The sequence below is a fragment of the Burkholderia sp. BE12 genome (genome assembly GCF_002959955.1).
GTDB lineage: Bacteria > Pseudomonadota > Gammaproteobacteria > Burkholderiales > Burkholderiaceae > Burkholderia.
In genome coordinates this window covers 1-21,050 of the sequence record NZ_PREY01000032.1, presented here as the reverse complement: position 1 = coordinate 21,050, position 21,050 = coordinate 1, and the positions used below count along the sequence as shown (strand labels likewise).

Annotated in this window: 16 protein-coding genes and 2 pseudogenes; 8 read left to right on the top strand and 10 right to left on the bottom strand. The window is 61.9% G+C overall.

Annotated features, from left to right (window positions below; translation table 11 throughout):
- Positions 1-307 precede the first annotated feature (307 nt).
- From C4B30_RS28105 to C4B30_RS28095, 4 genes are all read right to left on the bottom strand, one after another.
- A complete protein-coding gene (locus tag C4B30_RS28105) occupies positions 308-667 on the bottom strand; it encodes an avidin/streptavidin family protein (protein ID WP_027786193.1) in 360 nt (119 codons plus the stop codon).
- Positions 668-748: 81 nt separating this feature from the next.
- The gene (locus C4B30_RS35435) at positions 749-895 is read right to left on the bottom strand and encodes a hypothetical protein (RefSeq protein ID WP_155257382.1); all 147 of its coding nucleotides are present in this window, start codon (positions 893-895) and stop codon (positions 749-751) included.
- Between the two features lie 214 nt (positions 896-1,109).
- On the bottom strand, positions 1,110-1,937 hold the full coding sequence (locus C4B30_RS28100; protein WP_027786194.1) for a hypothetical protein: 828 nt from the start codon (positions 1,935-1,937) through the stop codon (positions 1,110-1,112).
- A gap of 121 nt (positions 1,938-2,058) precedes the next feature.
- Positions 2,059-2,646: a tetratricopeptide repeat protein gene (locus C4B30_RS28095; protein ID WP_027786195.1), complete on the bottom strand. Its 588-nt coding sequence runs from the start codon at positions 2,644-2,646 to the stop codon at positions 2,059-2,061.
- Between the two features lie 415 nt (positions 2,647-3,061).
- On the opposite strand from C4B30_RS28095, the gene C4B30_RS28090 reads away from it, so the two are divergent.
- The 4 genes from C4B30_RS28090 to C4B30_RS28075 all read left to right on the top strand — a co-directional run bounded on the left by C4B30_RS28090 (position 3,062) and on the right by C4B30_RS28075 (position 7,202).
- A complete protein-coding gene (locus tag C4B30_RS28090) occupies positions 3,062-3,664 on the top strand; it encodes a TetR/AcrR family transcriptional regulator (protein WP_027786196.1) in 603 nt (200 codons plus the stop codon).
- A 131-nt stretch (positions 3,665-3,795) separates the two neighbouring features.
- Positions 3,796-5,088, top strand: a complete 1,293-nt coding sequence (locus tag C4B30_RS28085; RefSeq protein WP_027786197.1) for an NRAMP family divalent metal transporter — start codon at positions 3,796-3,798, stop codon at positions 5,086-5,088.
- Positions 5,089-5,416: 328 nt separating this feature from the next.
- Positions 5,417-5,698: a hypothetical protein gene (locus C4B30_RS28080; protein ID WP_027786198.1), complete on the top strand. Its 282-nt coding sequence runs from the start codon at positions 5,417-5,419 to the stop codon at positions 5,696-5,698.
- A 598-nt stretch (positions 5,699-6,296) separates the two neighbouring features.
- Entirely contained in the window at positions 6,297-7,202 is a 906-nt protein-coding gene (locus tag C4B30_RS28075; protein ID WP_027786199.1) for a manganese catalase family protein, read from the top strand.
- 101 nt (positions 7,203-7,303) lie between these two features.
- Here the strand turns inward: C4B30_RS28075 and C4B30_RS28070 are convergent, their stop codons facing one another.
- The 3 genes from C4B30_RS28070 to C4B30_RS28060 form a co-directional block, all read right to left on the bottom strand.
- Positions 7,304-7,591 (bottom strand): hypothetical protein, encoded by a 288-nt coding sequence (locus C4B30_RS28070; RefSeq protein ID WP_027786200.1) that lies wholly within the window; start codon positions 7,589-7,591, stop codon positions 7,304-7,306.
- A gap of 116 nt (positions 7,592-7,707) precedes the next feature.
- Positions 7,708-9,330 carry a chaperonin GroEL gene (gene groL, locus C4B30_RS28065; RefSeq protein WP_027786201.1) on the bottom strand — a complete coding sequence of 541 codons (1,623 nt, stop codon included), beginning with the start codon at positions 9,328-9,330 and terminating at the stop codon, positions 7,708-7,710.
- A gap of 80 nt (positions 9,331-9,410) precedes the next feature.
- Positions 9,411-9,728: a co-chaperone GroES gene (locus tag C4B30_RS28060; RefSeq protein ID WP_006482399.1), complete on the bottom strand. Its 318-nt coding sequence runs from the start codon at positions 9,726-9,728 to the stop codon at positions 9,411-9,413.
- Between the two features lie 242 nt (positions 9,729-9,970).
- Between C4B30_RS28060 and C4B30_RS35945 the strand changes: the two genes are divergently transcribed.
- Both C4B30_RS35945 and C4B30_RS28050 read left to right on the top strand, forming a co-directional pair.
- Positions 9,971-10,495: a hypothetical protein gene (locus C4B30_RS35945; protein WP_227789563.1), complete on the top strand. Its 525-nt coding sequence runs from the start codon at positions 9,971-9,973 to the stop codon at positions 10,493-10,495.
- Entirely contained in the window at positions 10,489-10,773 is a 285-nt protein-coding gene (locus C4B30_RS28050) for a hypothetical protein (protein WP_027786202.1), read from the top strand. The genes C4B30_RS35945 and C4B30_RS28050 overlap by 7 nt, the downstream gene beginning before the upstream one ends.
- Positions 10,774-11,109: 336 nt before the next feature.
- Here C4B30_RS28050 and C4B30_RS28045 read toward each other — a convergent pair whose 3' ends face one another.
- Positions 11,110-11,646, bottom strand: a complete 537-nt coding sequence (locus C4B30_RS28045) for a hemerythrin domain-containing protein (RefSeq protein ID WP_034185512.1) — start codon at positions 11,644-11,646, stop codon at positions 11,110-11,112.
- Between the two features lie 816 nt (positions 11,647-12,462).
- On the opposite strand from C4B30_RS28045, the pseudogene C4B30_RS28040 reads away from it, so the two are divergent.
- Together C4B30_RS28040 and C4B30_RS28035 are read left to right on the top strand one after the other, a co-directional pair.
- Positions 12,463-13,143: pseudogene (locus tag C4B30_RS28040) on the top strand (Y-family DNA polymerase); the annotation flags it as partial.
- Positions 13,125-14,216, top strand: a pseudogene (locus tag C4B30_RS28035) (helix-hairpin-helix domain-containing protein); the annotation flags it as partial. The pseudogenes C4B30_RS28040 and C4B30_RS28035, both read left to right, overlap by 19 nt.
- A gap of 31 nt (positions 14,217-14,247) precedes the next feature.
- Here the strand turns inward: C4B30_RS28035 and C4B30_RS35430 are convergent.
- Entirely contained in the window at positions 14,248-14,628 is a 381-nt protein-coding gene (locus C4B30_RS35430) for a DUF6984 family protein (protein WP_143751682.1), read from the bottom strand.
- A 25-nt stretch (positions 14,629-14,653) separates the two neighbouring features.
- Positions 14,654-20,674, bottom strand: a complete 6,021-nt coding sequence (locus C4B30_RS28030; protein WP_051421434.1) for an RHS repeat-associated core domain-containing protein — start codon at positions 20,672-20,674, stop codon at positions 14,654-14,656.
- Between the last annotated feature and the right edge of the window lie 376 nt (positions 20,675-21,050).

The following is a 21,050-nucleotide window of genomic DNA, read 5'->3' as shown; positions in this document are numbered from 1 at the left end:
TCACATTTCGTTTATATCTGGATCGTGCCCGTGATGTGCGCCAATATCGGCAAGGCTTCCCGCCGTCAAAAGTGCGGTGGCATTCGACTGTGTGGCCGAGCAGCATCTTGGGCTGCTCGACTCCTACGGCATCGCGAAAGTGCTCGACATGCTGCTCTCCTCACTGAGGCGCGAGGCTGCACGGGGCGGCCGGACCCGGTCGCGACGTTCTGCACGAACCTGCATGCCGCGCGCATGGCCGCGCCGTTCGAGCCGGCGACGGGCATCGCGGCTTACAATCGCTCCGAACCACGATTTTGCGGGTACGTTACGCGGCGACTCTTTGGAATGTATCCGCATTGGTCTGGACGGCATGTGCCCATCCAAACTCCGACGATCGCGAGCCTTGCCGAGGCGCCTTGCTGGTCACGACATGCCATACCGTCTCCAGCTTGCCGTCACGCAGCATGCCGGTGAAAGAACAGATCGCGGTAGCTACGTCATTCGACATGCCGAACGCGAAGTTGATGCAATCGCCAAACCAGACGCCTGAGACAGGCAGATCGTGACCGAAGAAGGCGCTGTCCTGCAACGCGGTGCTGAATACGCCACGGATGGCGCCCTCCTCGTCGTCCGTGATGGAAAGCGTGGAGCCGTATTGATTACGCCACGTACCGATCCAGGTCATGACACACCTCCGGAGTATTTGATCGCGCGCGAACGGGCCGGGCATTCCTGGTGCCAGCGCCTTCTCGCGGCTATCGGGCGCTCAAAGCCAGCGCCGCGCATGGGCGAGCACCGTTGTGATGGCAGAACTGGCGCGAATCCGGCAATAGCGAAGAATCGCCAGCGCCCACGGCGCCGACATGACGATCAAAAAGTATAGACGCTCGTCGGACGATATGAGGCGCTGCATATAGCGATCCGGCAAGTGAAGACGCTTTTGTTCGTCACCTGATTGATCACGATACGCAGTCCGGAGCGAAGACCCGCCTGCGTCGACATGTGTCGATCAGGGGGCCCGCACGTGTTCCAATTGCGCCTGCGCTCGCCGCGACGGCGTCGAGGAGATGTCGAGCAACTTTCTCGCCTGAACCGCTCGGCCGGCGGCCCCCGCCGGCCCCACGACGTCAGTTGACCTGGAGCTGACCGCCGCGGCCAAGGCCGCCCTTGACGTCCTGCGCCTTGTAGCTGCGCAGCGCGACGACCATCTTGTTGTATGCATCGATGAACGCGACGACCGTCGCCTTGCCTTCCGGCGTCGACGAAAAGCCTGCGAGCGCACCGCCCACGCCGCCGCCGAAGCCACCCAGCGCCGCGCCGTAGTTGGTCGCCGTCGAGCTGCCTTCCGACGCCGCGATCTGCACCGCCGAGCGCACGTCGAACAGCGTCAGCGTCACGACCGACGCCTTCGTCTGCAGGTGGCCCGCCACCGCCGCGATCGCGCTGTTGCCGATCAGCCCGCCGATCATGCTGCCGATCCCGGCGATCGGCGAGTCGTTGATCACGATCTGCGGCTCCATGTAGTAGTCGGCCGCGACCCGCTGCCCCTTCTGCTGCTTCGAGCCCGCGCGGTATTCGCCCGAGCTGCGCTGCAACTGCGTGATGCGCGACAGGCGCGCGTCGCTCTTCTGGTTGCCGATCGACGTGATCACGAAGCAGTTCGACTGCTGCACCGCCAGGCGCAGCAGCGGGTCGATCGTCGTCATCTTGGTCGCGCTGCCGAACGGGCCCCACCAGTCGGCGTTGCGGCCGTCGTCGACCGCGATCGTGCCGAGCGGCGACGTGCAGCGCTGCAGCCCCGAATCGGCGCCGGCGCTCGCGCCGCCTGCTGCCGCGCCCGTCACGCCGGCGTTCTGCCCGCCGGGCGTCACCACGCCGCCGCACCCCGCGACGGACGCGCCAAGCGCTGCAACCAGCGCACCTTGAATGAGACGTTGGGAAAGGTTGGTCTTCATGTCGTTGTCGATCGATTAGAGTCGTTGTTCGGCTTATGTGTCCGTGCGAACTTCGATAAGCCCCCCGGCGTGGCGCGCGATGGTGGTCTCCCCGCGGCTGCCCCCGTTGCTTCAGGCTCGGTCAGTAGTACCAGGACGTCTGATTCCAGACGCCGTAGTACGGATAGCCCGAATACCAGTAGCCGTAATAGACATCACGCCATTGCGTGCGCCATTTCCAGTCGTCTTCGTCTCCCTTCTTCGCCTTGCGCGCGAGCTCGAGCAGCTTTTTCGATTCCTTGTCGCCGCGAGCCGCCGCGATCGACAGCCACTTCTCCGCTTCGCGCGCATCCGAGCCCATTTCCTCGAGGCCGAACAGGTAGAAACTGCCGAGGGCCTTCTGCGCGTTCAGGTCGCCGTGTTCGGCGGCCTCGCGCATCCACTTGAGGGCCTGGTAGCTGTCCTGGCGCACGCCGTCGCCGCGGAAGTAGCGCAGGCCGAGGTCGTAGGCGGCCTTCGGCTGGGCTTTCGCGGTTTGCTTGAGCGCGGCGATGCGCGGATCGTCGCGGTCGTCCGAATCGTCCTTTTTTTGATAGGAGACCTGATCTTTAGGGCGATCGGAACAACCGGTGTCGTCGCAGATCCGCACGGTCCTGCTCGTGATGGACGGATCCTGCGCGCACGCGGCCAACAGCAACAGCAGCCCCGGTGCGAGTAAACGGCGAATCATTTGTGCTTTCCCCACGTTTTATTTGCGCCGGATTGCTTCGCGCGCTCGCCCGCGAGCCTGCCCCCGGCTGGTGCGGGACGCAGCGAAGATCGTGCGCGGGCCCGCATGCCAAGGCTCTCTCAGGTTCTCTTGTCGACTTGAAACATCGTTGCAGCATCCGATGCGGCGAAAAACGGCAAGCGGGACCCCGCCCTGTTCCGTCTCTTTAATCCGCACAATACCTACCGCTGCTTACGGTTTCCAAATGATACATATCGGTCTATCTAATAGTCAAGATAACTTGATGACCGGCTCGGCAAGCATGGTTGCCATGGCGGCAATGCCGTCGGACAGCGCCGGGAAGCCGATTCCGTTGCGCGGCACGATGCTAGAATAATCGGTCTATGCTGCTGAAATATCGAGGAGGAAGCTGTTCGTGCGAGCCAACAAACGCCAGCTGGTGGTAGACAAAGCGACCGAACTGTTCTCCAGGCACGGATTCCACCCGGTGGGCGTCGACTGGATCATCGACGATTCCGGTGTCGCCCGAATGACGCTGTACCGGCATTTCGCGAGCAAGGACGAACTGATCCGCGAAGTGCTGGTCCAGCGCTACGACCTGATCGTCGACAGCATCGACGCGCAGTTGCAGCACGTCGTCGATCCGGTCGAGCGCGTCAAGACCATCTTCGACTGGTACGCGGCATGGTTCAGGACGCCCGAATTTGCCGGCTGCCTGTTCGAGCGTGCGCTGGCCGAATTCGGCACCGCTTATGCGCCGATCTCGGATGTCGCGATCCGCTATCGTCGCAAAATGGTCGAATGGATCGCCGAACTGATCGAAGCCCTCGTGCCGGCGGAAACCGCAAACCGGCTGGCGATCGTCTTCATGATGCTGCTGGACGGCGCCACGGTCGAAGCGCGGGCGTTCAACGACTCCGCGGCTGCCGCGCGCGCGTGGCAAGCCGCGCATGTCCTTCTCGAACAGGCGATGCACGCGACGGTCTCGCCCGCCGGCGGTGCGGGTAGCTCGACGTAACGCCCGTCGCGCGCCGTCGTATCGCGGGCAAACCGGGACCGCAGGGCGTCCGCCTGGGCCGCCCCGCGCGAGGCGCCCGTCGAGCGGGCACGGCGATTGCGCCTGCTGCACTCCTCGGGAGGCGCGCCATCATGAACGACAACGATTTGCTTCAGCCCGAGCCGACGGAACCGGACCCGAACGCCGTCACGTGGGTCCGTCGCCTGGGCCCCGGCCTGATCACCGGCGCCGCCGACGACGATCCTTCCGGTATCGGCACGTACTCGCAGGCGGGCGCGCAATTCGGCTTCGAACTGCTGTGGGCGCTGCTGCTGACGTACCCGCTGATGACGGCCATCCAGCTGGTCAGCGCGCGAATCGGCCGCGTGACGGGCAAGGGCCTCGCGTCCAACATGCGCAGGCACTACCCGGGATGGCTGCTGTACGGGACCGTCGTGCTGCTGATCACGGCCAACGTGATCAACATCGCGGCCGACTTGTCGGCCATGGGTGCCGCCGTCAATTTGTTGCTGCCCGGCCCGCAACAGCTCTACATCGTGTGCCTCGGCGGCGTGTCGGTCGTACTGCAGGTTTTCGTCCCGTACGATCGCTACTCGCGATTGCTCAAATGGACGGCGCTGACGCTGCTGGCCTACGTCGCGGTCGCCCTGATCGTGCCCGTCAGCTGGGCCGAGGTCGGTCGCGCGATCGTGCGGCCGCATGCGCAGCTGAGCGCCGCTTATCTGACCACGGTCGTCGCCGTACTCGGCACGACCATCAGCCCGTATCTGTTTTTCTGGCAGGCGTCCCAGGAAGTCGAGGAATTGCGCGCCGTGCCGAATCAGAGGCCGCTGCGGCGCATGCCGGGCCAGGCGCCCGCGCAGTTGCGCCGGATCAGCTTCGATACGTGGTTCGGCATGGGCGTATCGAACGTAATTGGATTCTTCATCGTGCTGACGGCGGCAGCCACGCTCAACGCGCATCACATCGACGTCAAAACGTCGGCGGACGCCGCGCGGGCGCTCGAGCCGCTTGCCGGCCACTTCGCGTACGTGCTGTTCGCGCTCGGCATCGTCGGCACCGGCCTGCTGGCGCTGCCGGTGCTCGCGGGATCGGCCGCCTATGCGGCGGCCGGCACGTTTCGCTGGCGCAACAGTCTCGCGCTAGAACTGGGCGTCGCACCCGAATTCTATGCGGTGATCGCCCTGTCGACCGTCGGCGGAATCGCGTTCACGTTCATGCATTTCGACCCGATCCGCGCGCTTTACTGGAGTGCGGTCATCAATGGGGTGAGCGCCGTCCCGATCATGGTCGTGATGATGCTGATGGCGAGAAGCAAGCGGGTCATGGGCGAATTTGCCGTCAAAGGCCCCCTGGCATGGGGAGGATGGCTCGCGACGCTCGCGATGGCGGTCGCGGCGATGGGCGTGTTCGTGCCGGGATAAATCGCACCATATCGACCGCCGTCGGTGCCAGAAAACCCGGAATCGACGATGCCCACGGCGCGTCACCGGAACGTCATCCGTGCCGACATACCATCGACTCCGGCGCGCGAAAAACGCCGCTTCGGCCCTCCCCGGAGCGGGAACGAATCCTGCTCGTTCGACCGCGAGGTGGAGCCAATTTATTTTCTTTGACGGATTTCGTATTACCGGCGAACATTCGCGTCGATCAATCGTTAGTACCGCTCAGAAAAGAACGAAACGATGCTCGCTCATTCAATCGGGGATATTCCGCTGCTTCGCCACTTGATACCTGATCGAAGGGGAAGAAATGACACCGTTGTCCCAGAATGTGAGCATCAAACAGACAGCCGCCCTATCCAAATCGTCGCCGCTGTCGCCCGTTTTCTGGAAGCCGGATCCGCTCGTCGAAGCCGCGCCACCGGAGGCGAAATCCGTTACGCCGGATCTTCGCGATTTCTTCGCCGCCGCCGCACTGCAAGGTTTACTGTCGCGTGACGCCGGTCGCAACGTGTCCACGATCGCGGACTACGAATCGAAGCGCGCGGTCAGCGCCTATCGGCTCGCCGACGAAATGCTGAAAGCGCGATGAGCCGGCAGGCGCGCGGGGGCCGCTCGGCCCGCGCGCCTGCCGTCGTCCGACTCACCGGCAATGCGGAGGCACCGCGTTTCCGTCGCGCGTCGTCATCTGTACTCCTTTGTGAATCCGGCATCACGCGTCACCGAGACGCTCGGTCCCGCGCACCGTCGACATGCCGCACGGCGCGCATTCAGGCCGGCGTGGCGCTGCCCGGCAGGCTGTTGAAATGACAACCGCTTGAAAATCCGGCGACCAGGGTTGCGGGTCACGCGACGCGCGCCCGAGTCGCCGCCGTCTCTGCCGTATTCGCATGCGGTGTCCTTGCATCGGCGGCGGGCAGCTTCGCCCGCGAGACGCTGCCCGTCGCGCGCCGACCGCACGATTGCTGCTTCGTCGCCCGGCGCCGATCCATGCCCGGCCCGGCCACCGCCCGTCGGCACGATGCACGCGTGCCGCACGAGGAACCGCACCCGCATCCACGAGAAGCCGGGCCTGCCGCAGCCCGCACCGGTCGGCATCGCGCATGCGCTGGATCGGGCGGCCGACCATGGGATCGATTCGTGCTGTCTCGATCCGGCGAATGTCGCGCAACCCTTTCCACGGAGATGCCATGTTCATCCACAACACACGGCTTCAGTACACAGTGCGCGTGGGCGCGCCGAATCCAGGACTCGCCAATCTGCTGCTCGAGCAGTTCGGCGGCCCGCAAGGCGAGCTTGCCGCCGCGATGCGCTATTTCACGCAGGCGATCACCGAAGAGGATCCCGGCCGCAAGGACATGCTGCTCGACATCGCCACCGAGGAGCTGAGCCACCTCGAAGTGATCGGCTCGATGGCCGCGATGCTCAATCGCGGCGCCAAGGGCGAACTGGCCGAAGCGGTCGACGAACAGGCCGAGCTGTACCGCAAGCTGCACGGCGCGGGCAACGACAGCCACGTGACGCAGGTGCTGTACGGCGCGGGCGCACCGTTGACCAATTCGGGCGGCGTGCCGTGGTCGGCCGCGTACATCGACACGATCGGCGAACCGACGGCAGACCTACGCTCGAACATCGCGGCCGAAGCACGTGCGAAGATCATCTACGAGCGGCTCATCAACGTGACCGACGATCCGGATATTCGCGACGCGCTCGGCTTCCTGATGACGCGCGAGGTGTCGCACCAGATGTCGTTCGAGAAGGCGCTGTATGCGATCACCGCGAACTTCCCGCCGGGCAAGCTGCCGCCGAAGGCGCCGTACGATCACGTGTACTTCCGGATGCAGCCGGACGCCGCACCGCTGGTCGGGCCATGGAACCACGGAGGCGAACTCGAAATCCGCCCCGCCGAACCCGCGGTCGACGGCGGCAGCGGTATTCCGGAAGGCATGCTCGAGCCGCAGCAGGCGGACGCCGTCGAAGCGATGGCGCGGCGACTCGCCTCCGACCCGAACAGCGACCCGGTGACGGGTGCCGAACTCGGCACGGGCCAGCCGGCCCCCCAAGGCCGCAAGCCGGGCAAGCCGGACGGCGCCTGACTCGAAGCTCCCGGGCGCGCGCCCAGGATCCCGGCGCGCCGGCGAAGCGACAGGAAGCGCTCGATGCGTCGTCGAACGGACGGACGCGCGTTCGGCGCGCATCAGGCGCCTGCTTCGCCGGGGCCGGTCTGGTCGGTCTGGTCGGCCATCAGGTACTGGATGACCAGCGTCGGATCGGCGATGTCGAGAATCAGGCGGCGCATCACGCGCTTGCGCATATGGTCGTCATCCAGCGTCCACGGCCCCGCCGCGTCGCCGAGGTAGCGGCCGATCGCACCGCGATGGTCGCCCTCCGGCGGCAGGCCGAGCCGCGCGGCGAGCAGGCCGGCGATGACGTCGTCGAGTTCGACGTGCAGCGGCCTGGAGTCGATCGAAAGTTCGAGCTTCATGGTTGGTCTCGCAAACATGAAAAAAGCGGCGCGACGCTCCCCGCTGTCGCGCGCGCCGGGTAAAGCCGCTCCGGCCAGCGGCTGTTCGACGATCGCAGGCGGGCCTGCGATGCAGCTCAGTAGCCGAGTTCGGGCGCGGGAGCCGGCTCGGCGCTGCTCTCTTTCGGCGCTTGCGCGACAGTCGCATCGGTCGTCAGCACCAGGCTCGCGATCGACGCGGCGTTCTGCAGCGCGGTACGCGTGACCTTGGTCGGGTCGACCACGCCGGCTTCCACCAGATCGCCGTACTCGCCGGTCGCCGCGTTGTAGCCGAAGTTCCCTTTGCCTTCGAGCACCTTCGAGACCACGACCGACGGTTCGTCGCCCGCGTTGGCCGCGATGACGCGCAGCGGCGCCTCCAGCGCGCGCAGCACGATCCGGATGCCGGCGTCCTGGTCCGCATTCGCGCCCCGGATGTCCGACAGCGCCGCGCGCGCACGCAGCAGCGCGACGCCGCCGCCCGGCACGATGCCCTCCTCGACCGCCGCGCGCGTCGCATGCAGCGCATCGTCGACGCGGTCCTTCTTCTCCTTCATTTCGACTTCGGTCACTGCGCCGACCTTGATCACCGCCACGCCGCCCGCGAGCTTCGCGACACGCTCCTGCAGCTTCTCGCGATCGTAGTCGCTCGTCGCTTCGTCGATCTGCACGCGAATCGATTTCACGCGCGCATCGATGCGCGCCGCATCGCCCGCGCCGTCGATGATGATCGTATCGTCCTTGCGCACCTCGATACGCTTCGCACTGCCAAGATCCTCGAGCGTGGCCTTGTCGAGCTGCTTGCCGGTTTCCTCCGAGATGACCGTCGCACCGGTCAGGATCGCGAGATCCTCCAGCATGGCCTTGCGCCGGTCGCCGAAACCCGGCGCCTTGACGGCGGCGACCTTCAGGATGCCGCGCATCGAATTCACGACGAGTGTCGCGAGCGCTTCGGCCTCGACGTCCTCGGCGACGATCAGCAGCGGCTTGCCGGCCTTGGACGCCGCTTCGAGGATCGGCAGGAGGTCGCGGATACTGGAGATCTTCTTGTCGTGCAGCAGAATCAGCGCATCGTCGAGATACGCCGCCTGCTTCGCGGGATCGTTGATGAAATACGGGCTCACGTAACCGCGGTCGAACTGCATGCCTTCGACCACGTCGAGTTCGTTCTCCAGCGACTTGCCGTCCTCGACGGTGATCACGCCGTCCTTGCCGACCTTCTCCATCGCATCGGCAATGATCTTGCCGATCGCGTCGTCCGAGTTCGCGGAAATCGCGCCGACCTGCGCGATTTCCTTGTGGGTCGAAATCGGTCGGGACAGCTTGCGCAGCTCGTCGAGCACCGCGCCGACGGCCTTGTCGATGCCGCGCTTCAGATCCATCGGATTCATGCCGGCCGCGACGTGCTTCATGCCCTCCTGCACGATCGCCTGCGCGAGCACGGTGGCGGTGGTCGTCCCGTCGCCGGCCACGTCCGCCGTCTTCGACGCGACCTGCTTGACGATCTGCGCGCCCATGTTCTCGAAACGGTCCTGCAGCTCGATTTCCTTCGCGACCGACACGCCGTCCTTCGTGATCACGGGCGCGCCGAAACCGCGCTCGATCACGACGTTGCGGCCTTTCGGGCCGAGCGTCACCTTCACCGCGTCGGCCAGCACGTTCACGCCCTTGACGATCTGCTGGCGGGCGCCATCGCGGAATTTCACGTCTTTTACGGTCATTTTCTTGCTCCGGATACAGTCGTTGAACGGGATGCCGCGCGCATCGGGCACTCACCCGTGCGACGCGGCCGAATCGGCATTCAGGCCGCTTTCCTGGCAGCCGGCGATTCGGGTTCGAGTACGCCCATGACGTCCTCTTCGCGCATCACGAGCAGTTCCTCGCCGTTCACCTTCACGGTCTGGCCTGCATATTTGCCGAAGAGAACCTGGTCGCCGACCTGGAGCTGCAGCGGGCGCTGCGAGCCGTCCTGGAGCAGCCGGCCGCTGCCGACCGCGATCACTTCACCCTGCTCGGGCCGTTCGGCGGCCGAATCGGGAATCACGATGCCGGAGGCTGTCGTCCGCTGCTGTTCGATTCGCTTGACGATAACCCGGTCGTAGAGGGGACGAATCTGCATTTTCATCTCCTGAGCGATGAGATCACCTGGAAAAGGGAATCCGCCGGCGCCTGCACGCATAAAGACAGCGACGCACCGGCGTGCCATCGATTGGCGAAAAGCGAAATAGTGGCGCGGTAAGCGCGCTTCAAGAGGGCCAGGAAAGCGCATGTGTAACAAAATGTTTCCAACCAGAAACCGCGTTCGTCCGACCGTCGCTCGTCTCGCGATGCCCTGCGACGCGCGACGGTACGACGTCGACGGTGGCCGCGCCGGGCCGCGCGAATCATCGCAAAACGGCGCTTGAAATCCGCGCTTGCCGTCCTATTTTGGTATCGCTCAGGCAGTCGCGGCTTACGCGCTGCGTGTTTCGATTTGTTTGTCAGCGAGCCCTCTCGCGGATCGACGAACTGGAGCGCGTGGTCCGGTTCGCCCTCCGTGCGAGGTCCAACCGGGAGCGAATCATGAACGATCCTTTCTTTACCTCCGATCGGCCGACGGAAGCCGGCCGCCGGCCACGACGCGTCGCCCGCATCGTCAAGGGCCTGCCAGCCGGCCTGCGGGTCGCGCGCAACGGCAACGGTCGCTTCGCGCCGATCGGTGCTCGGGCACGCGCCGCGCGCAAGCCATTCGCGTTGCGTCGCGCGGCCCAACCCGCCGCGGTCGGCCGACCGAAGCTGCCGCGCCGTCGCGTCGTCACCGCTGGACACGTGCCGCACCCTGTTTCGTTTTTCCGCGTCACGCCTGCTGGCGGCGGTTCCGTGCGCGACGGGAGGCGGCCATGCTGAGCCCGCACGAATTCGCGACGCTGATGCTGGTGTGCCAGGCGCCCGATCAGCTCGACATGAATCGCGCCGAACTCGATGCGTTGCTCGAACGACAACTCGTCATGCTCGAACATGGCGCTCCCGGCCGCCGGCGCGCGTATCTGACGAAGAAGGGCCGATCGCTCCTCCACGCGCTCGGGGCCGATATCGCTTACCGCCGGAGCGAGGGGTCGACAGCGGAGCGAGGCGGTGGCGGTCAACACGCGGCGTCTGTCGCACTATCGGACGAGGCCGGGTAACGCGGTGTTCGGGGCAGCGGCGCGGTGGCCGGTGCATGACGGCACCGGTTGCCGTCGCTACGTCGGCCGTGGACCCATCCCTTCGCTTCGTGGAAGGGGAGCGACGATGCGGCCACGCCGCCGCGTTGCGCGACCTCGCCGGCCAATCGTCGCGAACTCTAGCAGTTCATCAGGATGTCGCTAAGACTGTCCGACGTGAGGCATCAGAAATAGTCGCTCGTCCCACACGACCGGTTGTGGGTCGGTCACGACAATCCGTGCGGCATCGTCGCCCACCCACGCGCGACACGGCAGTGGTCTATTCGCTGGCGACTACCGATATGTTTGGGTCGTCGGTCATGTCCGATCGCCGGCGTCTTTCGGTAGTCGGGCCTCCAGTTGCGCCTTTCGCTGTGCGAGCTTGCGACCAAGTCCGGCAATGTCGAGTCCCGATGAGTGTAGTTCTGGAAAGAGCTCCGTCTCCTCTTCCTTGATGTGATGCCGGACGTTTTCCATCAGTACCCTGAAAGTGGCGTCAAACCCTTCCATACCGGGCTTGAGGGTTTCGAATTTCTCGATGAGCGTCTTCACGAGGAAGTGCTCCACGTAGGCTTCGTCGACCTTCTTTTGCGGGTCGCCGGATAGCACATCGTGCGCAGCTGGGTAAAGAAATTGTTCCTCAATCATCGCGTGGACGGTCAACTCTTCGCAGGCTCTTCTAACGAGCGCGTGCTTAGCATCGAGGTCCTCGTCGGCGGTTCTTTCAAAAATAGTGAACAGCTTTTCGACCGCTCGATGGTCAGACTCAAGTAGGGCGATGGCGCCGGTCGCTGACGAACTATCAGCTTCGTCGCGGTCAGGATTGATGCGCTGCGTCTGGTTCGCGTTTGCCATGGCTGGCCCTCTGTCTAAAGGTGAATGACGGCCAGCCATTTGAGCAAAACTTGCACCTGCTCCGAAAAAGCAGCACGGACGCCGCTCTAGTCAGGCACGGTTTGCTCGCTGCTCAACGGTAACGGTGCCACTGGGCGGGTGGCAGCATGGCAAGAGTCGGAAAAGTCGGGCAGTTTCCGGGCCACGAGCAAAGACGTTCCGCCACGATCGTCAGCCACAAAATCGCGCGCCCGGCGCATCCCTATATGCGTGTTCACGTGTTGAAGTTCGTAGATACTGCTAATGGTGTCCGTTCGTGCGCTAATCGTGTCCAGTGATTTCGCTAATACGGGGCGGCGAACGTCAAGCTGAGGAAGCGAACGGCGATAAGGTCGCTGGCGAGGTATTTCATCGACATGCGTAAAATTCCCAGCGATGGTGTTGAAACGCGACATAGCCGCGCATCACGGCTCAATGTCGACAGACTCCCCTGCCTTGGAAAATAGGCATTAAAGTTGCGCCCCCTGTCTTCTGGACGCGAGGTATATTGTTGCGCACGCACCCACATTGTTGATCATCGGTTACGTGCACACCATGCTCTTGTCAGGAGCAACTTTCCTCATTACGCCGCTCATGAGCCACATCCGACATTGCAAGCTCTTGAAGGCGCATTAGCAAAATCTTCGCACATACATCCTCCCTTTGTTGCATTCTCGCAATGCGTGCGGACACGAAAGGAACATCGCTCTCAGCCTTTGCCGACGGCGCTACCACGGGCTTACCCGTTAGCAGTATCTGTGGTCACCGTTAGCAGAAACTTCGAACGGCAACAGCGGCCGCGTCGTGGCGCGCGAGCGCGAACTCGTGCTCGGCGTCGCCGACGCGTTGCTGCAGTTCACACCGAGCGTCGTCGACGCTGACGAAGCCGTGGTGCTGCTCGACGTGACGGCCAGCCTGCGCCTCTTTCACGGCATCCGCGCGCTGCGCCGGCGCGTGCGCGACGTCGTCGCGTCATTCGGCGTCTCCGCGGCGATTTCCGTCGCGTCCACCGGCCCGGCCGCATGGATAGTCGCCCGCGGCCTGCGCGGCGGCCTCGCGCTGTCCGCACGATCGTTGCGCCGCGCGCTCGCGCGCGTGCCGCTCGGCGTGGCGCCCGACGCGCGCCGGTACGCGACGTGGTTCGATGAACTCGGCTGCGAAACGCTCGCGGACCTACAGCGCCTGCTGCGCGCTGGCCTCAAGAAGCGGTGCGGCACGCAACTGCTCGACTGGCTCGACCAGGTCTCCGGCACCGCGCCGGCCGCGTATGACTGGCTCGACATGCCGCCGTCGTTCGACACGCGGGTCGAACTGATGGATCGCGTCGAGCACGCCGAGGCGCTGTTGTTCGTCGCGCGCCGGCTGATCCTGCAGCTGACGGGCTGGCTCACCGCGAAGCAGCTGGACGTCGCTGCGTTCGCGCTGCTGCTCGAGCACGAGCGCGGCCGCGACGCGATCGCGCCGACCAGCTGCGACGTGCGATGGCGGCCTGGAAACGCAAGGGAAGCTTGGAGCCGTATCACGAGCGCTTGGTGACCGGCATGCTCGCGCGCGGTTACGATCACGAATTCGCCGAGGCGATCTTCGCGCAGATCAAAGGCTTCGGCGACTACGGCTTCCCGAAGAGCCACGCGGCCAGCTTCGCCCTGCTCGTCTACTCGAGCGTGTGGTTGCGCCGGCACGAGCCGGCCGTATTCCTCGCCGCGCTGCTGAACAGCCAGCCGATGGGCTTCTACACGCCGTCGCAACTGCTGCAGGACGCGCGCCGGCGTGGTGTCGAGGTACTGCCCGTCGACGTGAATGTGAGCACGTGGGATTCTGCGATCGAAGGGCCGACTACATCGGCGCCCGTGCGGCTTGGCTTCTCGCTGCTGCGCGGCATGCGCGAAGACGTGGCCGGCCGCATCGAACTCGCGCGCGCGGTGCGACCGTTTGTTGACGTCGCGGATCTCGCGCGCCGAGCGCAGCTCGATCGGCAAGACCTGCAGGTGCTCGCGCGCGCGAACGCGCTGCGCACACTCGCCGGCGACAACCGGCGTGCCGCGCTCTGGCTGGCCGCCGCCGCCGTGCCCGAGCGGGATCTGCTGCGCGGCACCGAGCGCGACGACGCGGCGCCGGCGCTGCCGCAGGCCTCCGAAGGCATGGAGATCGTGACCGACTACAACGCGATGGGTTTCACGCTCGGCCGGCATCCGCTGGCGCTGCTGCGCGATCGCCTGGCGCTCGATCGTCTCCAGTCGGCCGAGCAGCTCGCGACACTGCGCAGCGGGCAGCTCGCGCGCGCATGTGGATTGGTCACGGTGCGCCAACGGCCGGGCACGGCCAACGGTGTGCTCTTCATGACGCTCGAGGACGAGACGGGCCAGGTGAACGTGATCCTGTGGCCCGGCCTGCTGGAGAAGTTTCGGAAGGAAGCGCTCGGCGCCGCGCTGCTCGCGGTCTACGGCGTATGGCAGGCGGAAGGCAAGGTGCGGCACCTGATCGCGAGCAAGCTCGTCGATCGGACCGAGTTGCTCGGCGCGTTACCGACGACGGCAAGGGAGTTTTGCTGATCTATCGCGTATTGTATTGAGTTGCTCCCGCTCAAATAGCGGATTGAAAACCGGAAAGATCGCTAGGACGCGGTTTACGTTGAACCGGCTTCGAATCAGGCCGAAGAAATTCCAGTTCTTTGATTTCTCCGTCAGTGATCCAAAGCATGACATTTACCACCGCACCGTCGGAGTCGATCCCCGACGCCTCAATAAATCCATTCAGATTTGGACGGATAACTTGTTTTCTAATTGCATGGTAACTCTGGCCAAACCCAATCTTCAGAATGGTGTCGTCGCCATTGAATGACACCACCCTCTCCATCTGCTCGATTTGAGCTGAAAATAAGGTATCCCCAGGGAATGCATGATCAAGCAGAACTCTTATTAGTTCGATTTCGTTATCGCGGATAGCCCATTCATCATTCAACATATAATCACCCTAAAAAATATGACCCTCATCTTCCAATATTACGGCCATCGTCAGGATGAATCGTCCCTAAATTAATGTTTCCATTTGGAAGAACAAAGCTTCGAACGTTGTAGTTTATGCCGTCCACGGTCATGCCAAAGCTAGTGCCCCCCACGAAGCCGGGCGACAAAGCAATCCCAATCGCCGCCCCAGAAACCGCGTTAACTCTATCCGCCCCTACACGATCGATATAATGACTCTGATTAGTAATAACCCCCGCAACTAGTTCCCCTTCCCCGAAAGTGGTCCCAGTCATACCGGTCGGATCCGCACGATTTGCGGGATTGTTCCCTACATATGCATACAGATTCTGGTCATCTTGATAGCCTACCGGATCGATCTGAAAAAAACGTCCCGCCCCCGGCGAATAAAACCTCGCTTTATAGTAGTACAGGGCTAGCGAACCAATGAACTGCTGCCCCGTGTACCGGAAACGAATACCACTCGTCGCGTTCGGCTCGCCAAACGGGCCGTACGTATAGGCCGCCGTCTTGGCTCCCGCTGCATTGGCCGTCGCGACAATGCTACCAAGATGATCCGTGTACAACCAACTCTTGTTCGAAGTCCCCGAACCCTCGTACCAGACGAGCGGGTTGTCAACGTCCAAGCCATGAAGGTAGCGCCTCAGGATATTGCCTGACGAATCGTATTCGGCAACGAGTCGTGTCCCGTCGTAGAGCATATTGGTAGTAATACTTCCGAAAAGCCCGTTCGGCTCGACGGTCTGCCTCAGGCGCCCGTCCGCATCGTAGGATAGACCGACCGTCGAAAACAAACCGGTGCTTCCGGAGACGAGGCGATTGTCGAGATCGTAGCTGTAGGTCCAGCCGCCATAGCTCGTCACGTTCCCGTTGTTGTCGTACCCGACAGAGCCTCCAGCAGCAGTCGTGTAACGATTCAGGCCATCCGCGGTAAAGCTCTGACTGCCGGTCGTTCCACCACTCCACTGATATGCGAGGTTACTCGGTGTGACGCTACTCACGTCCAGAACTTGATTTCGTGCATATGTGAACTGCACCTGATCGCTAGGCGCAGTCAGTAGGTTGGTCAGCGTCGCGAGGCCGCCTTGATTGTCGTACCCGCGTTGAACCGACGTTCCGTTTCCGAAAGAGAGCGTAACTGCCCGGCTCAGGTCGTCGTAGGTGTACGTCGCTAGTGCGGTGCTTCCGTTCTCCTTGATCACGCTCGGCCGATTCAGCGCATCGTAGCTAGTAGTCGTGTTGAACCCATCTGGCCATGTCGTCTGTGTCCGGTTTCCTGCGGCATCGTACTGGAAACTGAGTGTCCTTCCACCCGCGGTCGTGTTGAGCAACCGACCCGCATTGTCCCAGGCATAGGACACTGCGTAGCTGCCATTCGCGTACTGCGACGCGGTGCGTAGTCCGCGCAGGTCATAACCGAACTGAACATTGTTTGCACTGTTCGGATAGCTACGTGCGGTCAAGCGATTCAGGTTGTCCCAAGTCTGGGTGATCGTGTCTCCGCTACGTTTGCGGATGGTGACCACGTTGCCGTTCGGATCGTAGGTGTACCCGTCGTAATCATTGCTGTTCGCCGAGCCCGGTGAGTTGGGCATTGGGTAGTACCGGTTCGTCAGGCGATCGAATCCGTTGTATGCATAGACGGTCAGATTATTCTTCGCGTCAGCACTCAAATTGAGCTTACCGTTCGGCGTATAGGTGTACTGCACATAGTTTTGCTGTTGCGCCGTGCCAGTCGCCTTCTGGATCGTGTTGATGGAGTCGTCAACGTTGTACACCGTCGTCGTGACTCTGTTCCCGCCATCTGCAGCCGCGAGATACTGGGTTTGCTGATATGGCCGATCGAGATCGTCATACGCGGTGTCCGTGATCGGCACCGGAGCAGCCTCGGATGGGCAGGTTGTCGCCGATGCAGTCAACGAAGGCCCCCATGCCCGGATAACCTTTCCGGTCGCGCTGTACCGCGAACAATTTGTTAACCATTGAGCGCCGATCTGCCGGGCGACAGCAATCGGCCGGCCGTCTGCGTCATAGGTGGTTTGAGATTGCTTCCCAAGCGCATCCGTGACGACGCTCGGGCGTCGTTCACTATCATAGCTCGTCGTAATCGTATCGATCACGTCAGTGCGCGGTCCGTCAACCACTGTCAGGTTGCCGATGTCGTCGTAGGTGTAGGTTGTTGTGAGATTCAGCGTCCCAGTGCCGGCGTCGACTGTCGTGGTCGCGGGTACTTCATGGTGCGCCCAATCATAGGTCCTCGTTGTCGCGGTGGTATTGGATGCGCTCGTCTTTACCGTTGTCTTCGCCAGCAGATACATCGTGGGAAAGCCCGTAGGTGTCCACGAGTAATAATCGTAGGCGGTCCACGGCGCTACCCCGCTCGCGTCAACTGGCGAGGTTACGGTCGCGATGTCGCCCCAGGGGGCGTAGGTGTACGTCGTGGTATTGCTTCGCGCATCGGTTTCTGTTGCAACTTTGTTGTATGCACTCTCGTAGGTGAAGCTTCGAACAAGTGGTGCGAGACCAGAACCGGGCGGTGCGAACTGCGTGATCGACTTCACATTTTGCGTACAACGCTTTTCGGTGCTCGCGCACGTTGCATCGTCGTAGGTGTACGAAAACCCATTGCCCTGTGGCAGCGTCTTGGTGATCAACCGTCCCTGCCCGTCATAGGCGAATTGGGTGACGTTGAATAGGGGGTCCGCTTGCTGTAACACATTCCCAAGCACATCAAGATAGCTGAGCCTCGTGATACCACCCGGTGCTAATTCAACAGCTCGCGATCCGGCGAAGTAGTAGCTGTACGTTTTGCCACGCGCATTCGTCTGGGTCTGGACTCGTCCCAGGCTGTCATAGACATTTGTGACGCCCGCGGCGGACGGGAAGCTTGGGTAAAAGATTTGCGTCATCTGACCTGGCAACCCATAGCCGTAGGTCGTACTCTTCGACATCGTGTCGGTGAAGGTCGTCAGATTGCCATTCGTGTCGTAGCCATATTGGACGGTTCGAGCACCGTCGGAGACCTGGCTGATCCGTCCGTTCGTGTAGCTGAAATTTAGCGTGCGCCAGAAGCCGTTGCTCACGCTGGTCAGGTTGTTTCCGGAATAGCTGTAGTTGACCTGCGTACCGTTCCCGTCCTTGTAGGTATCGATGTTCCCCGACGAGTTGAAGTGAATCGCATTGTGGTGAACAGTATCGTAGCTGTACGTCCCATCCCCGTTCAGTATCAGTTTCGACGAATTTCCAGGGGGCGGGTTGTAGCTGCCGTCCGGCAACTTCACGAACACCTCGCCATTCAGACCTTGTGTAACGATCACGGTATTGTTGATCAGCTGATCACCGAACCACCGCTGCCCCAGAGTCGCAATGACCATCTTCTCAATAGGATGTGACGAATCCGCAAGCAAATCCACCGACGCCTTCATCTCGACCAACGCAGCTACTGCATCGAGTGCAGAATCTTCGCCCATCCCCTGATAACCGTCCGAATTTACTTTCGCGGTCACATTGAAATTGTGTGCCCAGCCCTTCCCCAGAACACTGTCCTGATTCTTGGCGCTCGAACTGTACATGCGTCTGAAGGTGAGGCGTTGCGGAAAGGCCCCCACCCCTGACGAAAGGTCATCTCGGTTGTACGTAAAATTACCGGCCACTAGACCGATCGGGTCGCCGACGTAATTGAGTGGCTCGCCTTGGAGGGGCGCCCCAATTTGGATGGCGCCATTATTGAGCACAGTGACCGGAAGGTTGTACATCGAGAGCGGAAACGGCGCCGCGAGCAGCGCCAGCGGGGAAAGCGTGGACAGATATTGACCGAGGGTCATGAACCCACCGGCGAGGTTTCCTTTGATCATCGAGCCCAAAATGTTTGGGCCAAGAAAATAGTAACCCGCACCGGTCCAACTATTCTCAGTAATATCGCAGTGTTGCGGCAATATCAGGTTGTATCCGGCAGCGAGGTAGTTACTGAATGTTCCGAAATATGCGCTGCAATTCACGAGATTCGGCTGTACCGCGCTCGCGTAGTTTGCTGAGGTCGCGTTGTAAATTGGCTGCCCAGCAGCTGCCGCCAGATCAATGAGTTTCACTGTCGAAGCGGCCGAGATAGTGCTGACCTGCTGAACTACGGTCGATTCGAGGATGCTTGAATGCATCCCCGATTGATACAACGCAAGCGGCTCCTTCGTCGAGTCTCCGGCAACGTTGGCGAGCCCAACCAACCCGCCCGGCAAATCAACGTAGGAGGACGCGCCGGTATAACCGGCTACGCCGACATCGTGATATAGCAAGATCGAGGTGCCAGAAAGGCGTTCGCTCAAGTAGTAGGCCTGCGAAGTCTGGCCGAGCCACTGAGCGGCAAGCAGGGCCAACGTGGTACCCCCGACCGCGTCCGATGTATCAGGGACGCCGGATGCTCGCAAATTGCCAAGTGACGTTTGGAAGAAGTTCGCGAGGCCGCGACTAGTTGGTCCCCATGCATCGGAAATCGCAAAGACATTCCCCGGTTTCGCGACGATCGTCTGCGTGACGGTCTGGTCAGCGCCTGTTGTTCCGAACGCATTATGGGTAACGACCATCGTGAGGGTCGTGTTCGAGCCAACAGTCGGCGCGATTCCGGGACTGCCAACAGCGTTACCATCCAAACTGAGGATTGGCTGATTCGACGCGTTATACGTAATAGTTAGACGATGCCCATAGATTGCATCGGACGTATATGTTTGGTCTATCCCTTGATACTGGATCCTCAGTGTCACCTTCATTGACGTCGGAACGTCTGTAACATCCCGCAAAGGGTATGCAGTATTCTGCAGAGGGGGCGCCGTATAGTGCGGAATCGCGCCGTAGAGCAGATCGATCGATTTGCCACTCACCACATCATCGATTGTGGCCGTTGGCATGTTCGCGCGCAGATACGCCGCAAGGTTGTTGGCGTATGTTGTGAGGTTATTCCGGATGTTTGTCCGATTGAGATTCTGGACGTAATTGGCGGTGATCGTCGCACCACTCGTGGCGGAACTGAGATACGCGGCCGCGTTGTACCCGGTCGTACTCGCGCTGGCGAGATCGATACCCGTCTTGAACGTGTGAGTCTTGAAGCTGGGATCGAAGTAATAGGACGTACCGTTGATGACCGTTTTCACCCAGACATGGCCAACGGACACATCGACGAGTGCCGACGTGTTGCCTGGGCATTGTCCTGGATTCACCGCTGTCGTCGCATAGACGGGGATTCCACCCACACCCAACAGGTGGATGGCCGCACAGACATTCGACGTGTCAATGCCGTAAAGGGAATTGAGCTGAGCCGCGGTGTACTTGATCACACCTGTCGTGAAACTTGCGGTGTAACCGGATGCTCGCAGGAGGTCGACCATCAGCATGGCTTGATCGTAGACCGTCCCGTAGTTGTCCAATACGGTGCCGAACGAGCCTTTCTGGGTACCGTAGATCGGATAGACCTCGGCATTGTTGTGGACGTACTGATAGATGACGTCCGGGTTGTAATTCAGAGCACGCGCCAGCTCAGCGATCGACGCCGGACCTTGAGGACTCGCGTTTCCACCGGCGCTCAAGGCATGCGTCTTGGTGTCGCGTGTTGAGGGAGAAACGGTCTTCGTTTCTATCGCTGCGCCTTGATTGACTGTGGGTGAAAGTACGACTCGCCTGCGAGATTGCTCCCAATCCTCGCCCGAAATCGGGAACAAGTTAGCGGCATTTCTCCCAGGTCCCTTCATGTTGGCGAGAGCCGAAAGGCGTTCTGCCGAATACGCGATCGCGGGCTTCCCGCTCGAGAAGGTCACCGGTTGCCCCACCCCGGTGGAAGATGGTTCTTTTCCAACGTAGTGCTTTCCGGCCTTCGCAGTTGGTTGCACGCCCAACATCCTCTCGGCTGGCGTCTTTTTGGCGACCGGTGGCAAGGCAGATTGCATTGGGGCAGCGAGGCTATGAGGTCCCGTCACCATTAGACCGCTCAGAAGGACGACACCGACCGAAGTACGGAAAACGACGCGCAGCAACCTGGACATTGCATCCCCTCGACAAAAACCATCACTTCGGATTACGAAATAGATAGATTCGACGCATGCGATTCGTGCGCTGCGCGACGACGCAATAGGACGCTATGGGGATGTGGTGGAGACAGACGTACGGTTACCCGCTGCGTCGTAGTTGTAGATAACTGTTGTGGTACTGGACCCGTTATTGAAAACGGCCTTTGTCAATCGGCCCAGTGGATCATATGTGTAGCTGATGGAACCGGAGGTTGCGACAGCGCTTGACCTGCCCCCGGTTTTAGTCCGAACTGCAGTTAGAGTCCGAGGTTAAAAACTGCTGTTTTGCATCGTGCGCCCGAGCGAACTGCGCAGGCGTCAGATAGCCGAGCGAACTATGAGGCCGCTCGGT

Bases quoted from the DNA above. Each gene is read 5' to 3' on its own strand.
- C4B30_RS28085 (WP_027786197.1), top strand. From the start codon at position 3,796: ATGAACGACAACGATTTGCTTCAGCCCGAGCCGACGGAACCGGACCCG.
- C4B30_RS28030 (WP_051421434.1), bottom strand. From the start codon at position 20,674: ATGTCCAGGTTGCTGCGCGTCGTTTTCCGTACTTCGGTCGGTGTCGTC.
- C4B30_RS28070 (WP_027786200.1), bottom strand. From the start codon at position 7,591: ATGAAGCTCGAACTTTCGATCGACTCCAGGCCGCTGCACGTCGAACTC.
- C4B30_RS28050 (WP_027786202.1), top strand. From the start codon at position 10,489: ATGCTGAGCCCGCACGAATTCGCGACGCTGATGCTGGTGTGCCAGGCG.
- C4B30_RS28105 (WP_027786193.1), bottom strand. From the start codon at position 667: ATGACCTGGATCGGTACGTGGCGTAATCAATACGGCTCCACGCTTTCC.
- C4B30_RS28060 (WP_006482399.1), bottom strand. From the start codon at position 9,728: ATGCAGATTCGTCCCCTCTACGACCGGGTTATCGTCAAGCGAATCGAA.
- groL (WP_027786201.1), bottom strand. From the start codon at position 9,330: ATGACCGTAAAAGACGTGAAATTCCGCGATGGCGCCCGCCAGCAGATC.
- C4B30_RS35430 (WP_143751682.1), bottom strand. From the start codon at position 14,628: ATGTTGAATGATGAATGGGCTATCCGCGATAACGAAATCGAACTAATA.
- C4B30_RS28080 (WP_027786198.1), top strand. From the start codon at position 5,417: ATGACACCGTTGTCCCAGAATGTGAGCATCAAACAGACAGCCGCCCTA.
- C4B30_RS28045 (WP_034185512.1), bottom strand. From the start codon at position 11,646: ATGGCAAACGCGAACCAGACGCAGCGCATCAATCCTGACCGCGACGAA.
- C4B30_RS28100 (WP_027786194.1), bottom strand. From the start codon at position 1,937: ATGAAGACCAACCTTTCCCAACGTCTCATTCAAGGTGCGCTGGTTGCA.
- C4B30_RS35435 (WP_155257382.1), bottom strand. From the start codon at position 895: ATGCAGCGCCTCATATCGTCCGACGAGCGTCTATACTTTTTGATCGTC.
- C4B30_RS28075 (WP_027786199.1), top strand. From the start codon at position 6,297: ATGTTCATCCACAACACACGGCTTCAGTACACAGTGCGCGTGGGCGCG.
- C4B30_RS28095 (WP_027786195.1), bottom strand. From the start codon at position 2,646: ATGATTCGCCGTTTACTCGCACCGGGGCTGCTGTTGCTGTTGGCCGCG.